Source organism: Xanthomonas cucurbitae, from assembly GCF_002939885.1.
GTDB classification, from domain to species: domain Bacteria; phylum Pseudomonadota; class Gammaproteobacteria; order Xanthomonadales; family Xanthomonadaceae; genus Xanthomonas; species Xanthomonas cucurbitae.
Genome location: NZ_MDED01000018.1, coordinates 82,913 through 91,415, shown reverse-complemented (window position 1 = coordinate 91,415; position 8,503 = coordinate 82,913). Strand labels below are relative to the sequence as shown.

Annotated in this window: 5 protein-coding genes and 2 tRNA genes; 1 reads left to right on the top strand and 6 read right to left on the bottom strand. The window is 58.0% G+C overall.

Annotated elements, in window-relative coordinates:
• Window positions 1-543: 543 nt before the first annotated feature.
• Window positions 544-618: transfer RNA gene (locus XcuCFBP2542_RS11305), tRNA-Val, on the bottom strand.
• Window positions 619-714: 96 nt separating this feature from the next.
• Entirely contained in the window at window positions 715-2,736 is a 2,022-nt protein-coding gene (gene uvrB, locus XcuCFBP2542_RS11300; RefSeq protein WP_104603661.1) for an excinuclease ABC subunit UvrB, read from the bottom strand.
• Between the two features lie 140 nt (window positions 2,737-2,876).
• On the opposite strand from uvrB, the gene XcuCFBP2542_RS11295 reads away from it, so the two are divergent.
• Window positions 2,877-3,419: a GspH/FimT family pseudopilin gene (locus XcuCFBP2542_RS11295; RefSeq protein WP_104603660.1), complete on the top strand. Its 543-nt coding sequence runs from the start codon at window positions 2,877-2,879 to the stop codon at window positions 3,417-3,419.
• 47 nt (window positions 3,420-3,466) lie between these two features.
• On the opposite strand, the gene XcuCFBP2542_RS11290 is transcribed toward XcuCFBP2542_RS11295, so the two are convergent.
• From XcuCFBP2542_RS11290 to XcuCFBP2542_RS11270, 4 genes are all read right to left on the bottom strand, one after another.
• Window positions 3,467-3,543: transfer RNA gene (locus tag XcuCFBP2542_RS11290), tRNA-Asn, on the bottom strand.
• A 52-nt stretch (window positions 3,544-3,595) separates the two neighbouring features.
• Entirely contained in the window at window positions 3,596-4,045 is a 450-nt protein-coding gene (locus tag XcuCFBP2542_RS11285; protein ID WP_104603665.1) for a type IV pilin protein, read from the bottom strand.
• 11 nt (window positions 4,046-4,056) lie between these two features.
• The gene (locus XcuCFBP2542_RS11280; protein WP_211292997.1) at window positions 4,057-7,980 is read right to left on the bottom strand and encodes a pilus assembly protein; all 3,924 of its coding nucleotides are present in this window, start codon (window positions 7,978-7,980) and stop codon (window positions 4,057-4,059) included.
• A 10-nt stretch (window positions 7,981-7,990) separates the two neighbouring features.
• Window positions 7,991-8,500: a pilus assembly PilX family protein gene (locus XcuCFBP2542_RS11270; protein WP_104603657.1), complete on the bottom strand. Its 510-nt coding sequence runs from the start codon at window positions 8,498-8,500 to the stop codon at window positions 7,991-7,993.
• Between the last annotated feature and the right edge of the window lie 3 nt (window positions 8,501-8,503).

Below are 8,503 nucleotides of genomic sequence, written 5' to 3'. Positions count from 1 at the left end.
CGGCTGCCCAAGGTGGCCGAGGCGTGGGTTTGGCTGGCTCAAGCGCGATTGCTGCTGGCGCGGCTGACTGGTTAATTATGTAAACACCCTCTCAGCACCGTGTGCTGAAACTCCCCCATCGCCAGCCTTCCTTTCTGTCAGCGCGCTCGCGATGCTAAAGCAAGCCATGTGATGGAAAAATCACCTCTGGCTCGAGGGCTGAAGGTGCCGACATCAAGCGACCTCTGCACCCAGCGGGTGCGCCGATCCGGCCAGCCAGCCAGCCGCATCGTTCAAAAACCGCGCAACGAAGACTGTGCACGGCGCGTCTTCCATCGGAATGGTGATTTCAGGCTTGCACGGGGGCAACGCAGGCGGTACGCCAGAAGCAACGCGAAGCTCGCCCCCCATCTTCGGAGACGCTGGCAATTCATCGAAGAAGTTCGTGCAAGACTTTTCCCGCGACGTGCCCAGGCTACGAGAGCTTGGGTCACTGCGGGGTCAGTCGATGCCAATATGGAAATCACATCTTGGCTGAAGGTGTTGCGCCACTTGGCTTGCAAGTGGTGGGCGGTACAGGGTTCGAACCTGTGACCCCTACCATGTCAAGGTAGTGCTCTACCGCTGAGCTAACCGCCCGATTCCTGCTGCAGCATTGCGCTGTGCAGGGCGCGCATTCTAGCGCAGGGCGTTGCCGTCCACAAGTCCTTTGCCGGGTCGGCATACCGCCCTGCGCTAGACCAAGCTGGCAGCCTTCAATTTCTGGAGTTGATCGCGGATCTGCGCGGCCGCCTCGAATTCCAGATCCTTGGCATGCTGGTACATCTGTTGCTCCAGGCTCTTGAGCTTGGCGGCGATCTCCGCCGGCTTCATGCTGCGGTAGTCGGGCGCATTCTCGGCCACCTGACGCGATTTCGACCGCCCCTTGCCGGCCTTCTTCTCTGCCGCGTCCTCGCGCGCGCCCTCCATGATGTCGGAGATCGGACGCGCCACGGACTTGGGTGTGATGCCATGTTCGAGATTGTATTCGACCTGCTTCTCGCGACGGCGGTCGGTCTCGTCGATCGCGGCCTGCATCGAGCGTGTGATCTTGTCCGCGTACAGGATCGCCTTGCCGCGCAGATTGCGTGCGGCGCGGCCGATGGTCTGGATCAGCGAGCCGGTCGAGCGCAGGAAGCCCTCCTTGTCCGCATCCAGGATCGCCACCAGCGACACTTCCGGCATGTCCAGGCCTTCGCGCAACAGATTGATGCCGACCAGCACATCGAACTTGCCCAGGCGCAGATCGCGGATGATCTCTACCCGCTCGACGGTGTCGATGTCCGAGTGCAGGTAGCGCACGCGGATGCCGTGCTCGCTGAGGTACTCGGTGAGATTCTCGGCCATGCGCTTGGTCAGCGTGGTGACCAGCACACGGTCGCCCAGCTTGATGCGTTCGTGCACCTCGGACATCAGGTCGTCGACCTGGGTACCGACCGGGCGGATCTCGACCACCGGATCGATCAAGCCGGTGGGGCGCACCACCAGCTCGGTGATCTCGCCTGCAGATTCGCGCATCTCGTATGGACCCGGCGTCGCAGAGACATAGATGCTGCGCGGCGAACGCGCCTCCCACTCTTCGAAGCGCAGCGGCCGGTTGTCCAGTGCCGACGGCAGCCGGAAGCCGAACTCCACCAGCGTCTCCTTGCGCGAGCGATCGCCCTTGTACATCGCGCCGATCTGCGGAATGGTGACGTGGGATTCGTCGATGACCAGCAACGCGTCCGGCGGCAGGTAGTCGAACAACGTCGGTGGCGGCTCGCCAGGCGCCTTGCCGGTGAGATGCCGCGAGTAGTTCTCGATGCCGTTGCAGAAGCCCACTTCGGCGATCATCTCCAGGTCGAACTGGGTGCGCTGTGCCAGGCGCTGCGCTTCCACCAGCTTATTTTGCGAATACAGCTGCTCCAGGCGCTCTTTCAATTCATCCTTGATGGTGTCCACTGCGCTCAACGTGCGCTCACGCGTGGTCGCGTAATGCGTCTTCGGGTACACGGTGTAGCGCTGCAGCTTGCGCAAGGCCTCGCCGGTCAGTGGATCGAACAAGGTGAGCTGTTCGACGTCACCATCGAACAGCTCGATCCGCAATGCCTCGGTATCGGACTCGGCCGGAAACACGTCCACCACCTCCCCGCGCACGCGAAACGCACCGCGGGTAAGCTCGAACTCATTGCGCGTGTACTGCAGGTCGGTGAGGTGCCGGATCAACTGGCGCTGATCGATATGCTCGCCGATCGACAGGATCAGGCGCAGCGACAGGTAATCTTCCGGTGCACCCAGGCCGTAGATCGCCGAGACGGTGGCAACCACCAGCGAATCGCGACGCGACAATAAGGTCTTGGTCGCCGACAGACGCATCTGCTCGATGTGTTCGTTGATCGAACTGTCCTTCTCGATGAAGGTGTCCGACGACGGCACGTAGGCCTCGGGCTGGTAGTAGTCGTAGTAGCTGACGAAGTATTCGACCGCATTGTTCGGGAAGAACGACTTGAACTCGCCATACAGCTGCGCCGCCAGGGTCTTGTTGGGCGCCATCACCAGGGTCGGCTTCTGCACCTGCTGCACGACATTGGCAATGGTGTAGGTCTTGCCCGACCCCGTCACCCCCAGCAGCGTCTGCTTGGCCAGACCAGCTTCGAAGTTGGCCACCAGCTTCTCGATGGCGGCGGGCTGGTCGCCGGCTGGAGAGTACGGGGATACGAGCTCAAAGCGGTCGGTCATGAAGCGGATCTCGGGGGAGGACGGTACGAAATGACGGAGGCCGGGATGGGTAGAAATCTGACACTCACGCACGTGATACAGGCGTTTTCCGGCAAGCAACGAGCATTGAGACTACTGGCTCGGCCTCAAGGAGAATCACGATGCAGGCAGCGCCACATTCGAATGCGAAAGGGTACACCGTGATGCAGTCGATGTTCGTGATGGCACTCGTGGCGACCATGGCTTCGATTGGCCTACCCGGCTTCCAGCGCCTTCTGGATTGGCAACGGGCGACGACGCGAATGCATCTGCTGACGACCCATCTTGCATTGGCAAGAAGCCTGGCTGTCGCACAACGCATGCCCGTGAGCCTGTGTCCATCGGCGGACGGCTCACGTTGCCGAACAGACAGTGACTGGAGCCGCGGCTGGATCCTGTTCAAGGACCCGGGCCGCGAAGGACAGCCAGCGGATGCATCCTCGATCTTCAAGGTCGAACACTACCCGGCGGCCGACGGTATCGACGCCCGGGCAACGCATGGCCGACCCGTCGTACGGTTCCTGCCCAGCGGTCTAAGCAGCGGCACCAACATCACCATCAGCCTCTGCGCCAACGCCCAACGACTGGCTGACGTCGTCGTGAACAACACGGGCAGAGCACGCACCGTGCGCCACAGCGCTCCGATCAGCTGTCAGACGCGATGACGCGAAAACGAAAAAGCCGCGACACGTCGCGGCTTTTTCGATCATCTTGGCGCCCGAAGTTGGACTCGAACCAACGACCCCCTGATTAACAGTCAAGTGCTCTAACCGGCTGAGCTATTCGGGCGGGGAGGCGTATTCTAGACGCAAGCTTTAGGGAGTGCAACACCCCTGGGCCACTACCAACAACCGGGGGTAGTCGAAGCGCTCGGGGTCTTCACCCCAGCTTGGTTCAACGTCATCGTGCCGCATGTGTCCTTGGTTTGATTGCCCTGCGGAGCTGCAGTCAACGTAAAGCTGGACTGATTACCGGTGAATGTAATGGTGTATTGCGCAGTCCCACCTTCCCGCGGCGACTGCGTGGTCGTCGAACCGTTCCCAAAACGATAGCTTGCGTACGTATTGTTGGTCGTGTGCGAGCGTTCGGCCAGTTGCGAATACTCAACCAGATCTGCCTTGGCCTGAGCCCGACGCGACTTGCGGATATGCTCAGCGTAGGACGGATACGCGACCGCCGCCAGGATCCCGACAATAGCAACCACAACCATCAACTCGATGAGCGTAAACCCGCTGCTCCCGGCGCGATGAGACAGCCGGCTGGAGAAAGATTGAGAAAAACGTGGCGACATCGGAACCTCCGTCACTGGATCTGGCGCCACGATTGGCGGCCACAAGGATAAGGAACATACATGGGTCCGGCACCTGCGACGTTGACGACCATCCAGCAGCCGGCTCCTTGGGGAACCACAGGTGCGGCTGAGCCGTCCTTCGGATTAACCTTCGGCTCGAGCCGGGGCACAACAGACACACCCAAATCCTTTACGGGCGCATTTCCTCCGGTATTGAGCGAGATGCCGGCAGAACCGGCTGCGAGGGTTGAGCCGCTAATGGCACCCATTCGAACACCAGACAAGGCACCAGCACCTGTACGCGCATTCAAACCAAACAGCCAGTTCACACCGTCGGTGCTGCAGCCACTCGTTGCTGCAAGTGGCGCATACGTGGGCAGGAACAAAATTCCGGACACGAGTTCTGGATAGCCCACGAACCGCTCCCCTGGTGGCAGATCCACATACCACCCCAACACTGACGCCGGGGAGGTGCCCGCCTGCAAGGTTCTTGTTGCTGTGCCGCCGGTAGTCACCACTGTGTAGGGCATCAAGTTCGACCTGGTCAAGGTCGTGGCGATGACCCCATCGACCTGGTCCGTGAAGCCATACAGGCTCTGCGTATGCTGCGCCGAGGTTGGCAGACTGTCAGCGGTAAAAGAGAAGCTGCCAGTGCCGAACATGACCAGAACCCCGCCATTCTCACCGGACGCGGCCTGCAAGCCACCGGTGATGGGCTGGCGGAATGTCTGCCCGGCCTCGACATACGTTCCTGTGGTGAATGCCGGCACGGTTACCGAAGATGCCGTCGAAGTGAGATCAAACTTCCAGATAGCGCCGCGAAGGTCGGCAGCGTAAACCGTGTCGGCATACCCGTCCCGCATGCGAGCAGGCTTGTTGGAGGCCGGATCAATCGTCATTGTGTCGACCCGATCCAAGACAATGAGGTTACCAAGCCCATTCCGTCCAGTAATGGAATTATTGGATTCCGTCGCCTCGATCATACGTACGGTTGGGGTCGCGGACGTTCCGATATCTACAACAAACAACACTGCCTTGCCGCTGGCACTCTCGTAGCCGTTACCGAAGATCGCTTTCCAACTCACTGCCCCATTTGCAGCACGCACAGGAACGATGACAGGCTTGCCCAATACATGCCCAATATTCGAACGCACCGTGGAATCGCCACTGAGGTCGTTGATTTCCCAAAGACGGCTACTGGCACCGAACGTTGTCGGATTGCTCACATCCAATGCGAATACACCGCGACCACCTGCACCAGTCGTTCCAACCAAGGTGGTTTTCCAGCTGTTATCGTAGTAAGTGTCGCCCACTGCAAGCGGCCCATCAACGAAGTATCGATGATCGAACGGCTGAGCAGAGCCCTTACTGGACTGATAGGGCAACAACAGGTTGCCCATATGTCCGTATGACGTAGCCGGAATATAGGCGAAACGCTCGCGCCCCCCACTACCGGTAACGGTACCGTTACCGCTCATCCCTCCATCGAATGCATGCAACATGCCGTCGTTAGCCCCCGCATACACCATATACCCCTGGTTCGTACGCTTGCTGTTTAGATAGTTGGTGTAACTCGTCCCCAGTGTTCCGCCGAGAGCGCGATATCCGTAGTCATCGATGGGCGCACTGATGACCGGTGCAGAGTTGATGATATCGCCAAGCACGGTGGTCCGGTCACGCAGCTTGCCTTTCTGTTGAACCTCGCCGCTTCGATCGCCCAGCAGATAGTTGGCTGCCGTTGCTGCAGTCGCACCCAGCGTTGTCCCTAGATCCTGCTCGGAGCAGAGGGTCTGACCGGGATACAGTGTTCGAGAGAGGCCACATAGGCCGCTCAAGCTGATGGTCGTTCCATCGAACTTGCGCACGTTGGTACCATCGCTGAAGAACACATTGCGAGCGCTGGCGTCGGGCATTTGCGTCGACGCTTCCCAGAGCTGCGTAAACCGCGCCTCTCGCGTATCCGGATCGACCGACGCCTGGCTTGCCTTCAGCGTACTGGACCAGTCCGTACCATTGTTCCTGATCTGGTACTCCGGCGTCACGGTCAAGGACCCAGCACCAATCCGCGCGCCGGTCAGCGCCAAGGTTCCAGAGGGGGAATTGGCTGCGCTGGCTGCCGACAGGACACGGCGCATGGCGGCTGTCACCTCGGCAGGACTCTTGGCATTGATGAACTGGGCACGGCTGTTGATCGTGGCGTGCCAGAGTTCGTCGATCACGCGACCATCGTCGTCGACAACTGGATCGCCATTACCATTCCAATTGGGAGCATCGGCATAAGGATCATCGGTGGCCGATTGATTGACCTCGTAGATATTTCCCTGCGCCCCCAGAGTGATTGCATAAAAGTTCATATGCAAATCTTTCTGGCAGTCCAGTCGCTTCCAGTCCGCAGATGTCTTCGAAAGAGTCGCGCACCTCTCGTCAACTGGCACCAAACCAGCTGGAAAACTTGGGCCCGTCACCAAAGGAGTCGATGCACCAGAATAGTAGGAGGCGGCAATATCGGCAATCGTATTGCTATAGCTGTCAGCGAATGGCGCACCAGGAAAATCTACGGTGCCGGTAGAATCAGCGTTACCATATCCACCGGCCACATTGTTGATATTGGAGTATCCGTCCGTGAACAACATGCCACCGTTCTTCTGGCACGCACGCAATACCGGAGCGCCGTCTCCAGTCCGCTTGAATTGCTTACCCAGATAATCCACGGCAGTACGGTTCGGGGTTCCGCCACTTGGCTCCAGGCGGTAGATCTGCTCGAAAAGCGAGGCGCGCTCAGCGTCCTCGTCAATATTATACATACTCACTGGAGTCAAATTATTGATACTGAAATAACCTACCCGCATCTTGTCAACAGCAGCCAATGCACGCGACTCAGAACCAATGATGGCAAGAATGCGATTCCGCTGATACTGAAACCAATTTGCAAAGTTCTGCTTAGCATCATTGAAAGCGCCAACATTCGCATAATTGTCTCGCGTTATTTGATATCGACGCAAATTACAATTAGGACCACAAGCATTTGCGATGATCGGACGATTGCTGTCGCCAGTGAGGTATCCCGTTGGCGCAGGAGCAGCAGCCGGAAGATAGAATGTCGCGGGAGTATAAGAAATCTGCACCGAACAATCGATGGCTACCGTAGCATTAGACGCAAGAGCTAACCACAAACCACCCGTTCCAGCCAAGCCATTGTTGTTATTATTGCTACAGACCCTACCAGTTCCGGACGTGCGATAGCGTGTCCGAGCAGGAATAGTCATTCCCGCGATAAACCTAAACGGGCTGTCATCCAAATTTTCTCTAGGCAAACCGAGGTTCACGATAGTGCCATTTCTACTCATACTGATTTGCTGATCCGCCCCCCCATAAATCAAGGGATCACGAGGATCTGGCCTAGCCCTATCAAAATCAGCAGCGGGCCACAACGCTGGACTGTCCCCACCCTTTGAAGCCAAGCTCCAAGGATCATAGGTGACATTTGGATCGTAATACCCCGCATTATATGCCGGCGATCTTGCAAACCCGAATTGATCGAGCGGCGGAATAGCCACCCCAGGACTATACGAACTATTATAACCTGGAAAAGGAAAAAGATAAGAGTAGCAGTCATTAAAAGCAAATGTATTGTTACCCGACGTGAACGTGCAACTTCCACCAACATCAAAGAAATTTCCGGAAGAACTAAAAAAACTGCTGCCATTCCATCGCATACGCCCATCCCCACCCTTGAAGAGGCGTTCGAATGTCATCGAATTCGAATCATCTACCGCCATGATGAAAGCAGGTGGTATTGAGGTTGCGTTGTTCAACGGAGATTGTGCCAAGGTCCCCTGCCCCTGCGCAGCAATCAGGTTATACACGAAGTAGCCCCCTACCGCGACCAGAACGATCGCAGAAGCAACAGCAGTTCGAAAAATGCGACGCGACATGTCGACAGCCTCAGAGCTTGAAGATGGTATCGATGGATGCAGACGACGAAGCATCCGTCGCGGCATCGTTGGCGAATGTGGTGATCTGGTACACCGGAGTCACCGGGTCAAGCGGCCCCCCCATCGCAAGCGACCCGCCACCGATGATGCAGGAGTCGATGCGCCTTACGCTGACCGCCTGACTCACGGTTGTTGCCTTGCTGCGACCCCATGCAACCGGGTCGAATGCAACATCGCAGTTCTGCTGAATATCGGTATCCACCAACGGAGCGCCAGTGGGTGCATCCGTCCGATTGGCGATAGCCTCAATGGCCCGCTCGCTTCGCCGCGTCACTCCTTCGGCATTCTGGAATGCGATATTGGTCTGCAAGTAATTGGATGCCATTTTTTCCTGCATTCCTGCCACCTGCATACCAGCGATACCGATCAGCGCCAATAAAATCAGCATGATCAACGCGACGTAGAGCACCGCCCCGCGTGGCCGAGTGGGCATTGGACGCAAACGAGCTGAGGTATTCATGAG

What these genes read in the sequence shown, in the direction of transcription:
- uvrB (WP_104603661.1), bottom strand. Translation starts at nt 2,736, where the DNA reads ATGACCGACCGCTTTGAGCTCGTATCCCCGTACTCTCCAGCCGGCGAC.
- XcuCFBP2542_RS11295 (WP_104603660.1), top strand. Translation starts at nt 2,877, where the DNA reads ATGCAGGCAGCGCCACATTCGAATGCGAAAGGGTACACCGTGATGCAG.
- XcuCFBP2542_RS11285 (WP_104603665.1), bottom strand. Translation starts at nt 4,045, where the DNA reads ATGTCGCCACGTTTTTCTCAATCTTTCTCCAGCCGGCTGTCTCATCGC.
- XcuCFBP2542_RS11280 (WP_211292997.1), bottom strand. Translation starts at nt 7,980, where the DNA reads ATGTCGCGTCGCATTTTTCGAACTGCTGTTGCTTCTGCGATCGTTCTG.
- XcuCFBP2542_RS11270 (WP_104603657.1), bottom strand. Translation starts at nt 8,500, where the DNA reads ATGAATACCTCAGCTCGTTTGCGTCCAATGCCCACTCGGCCACGCGGG.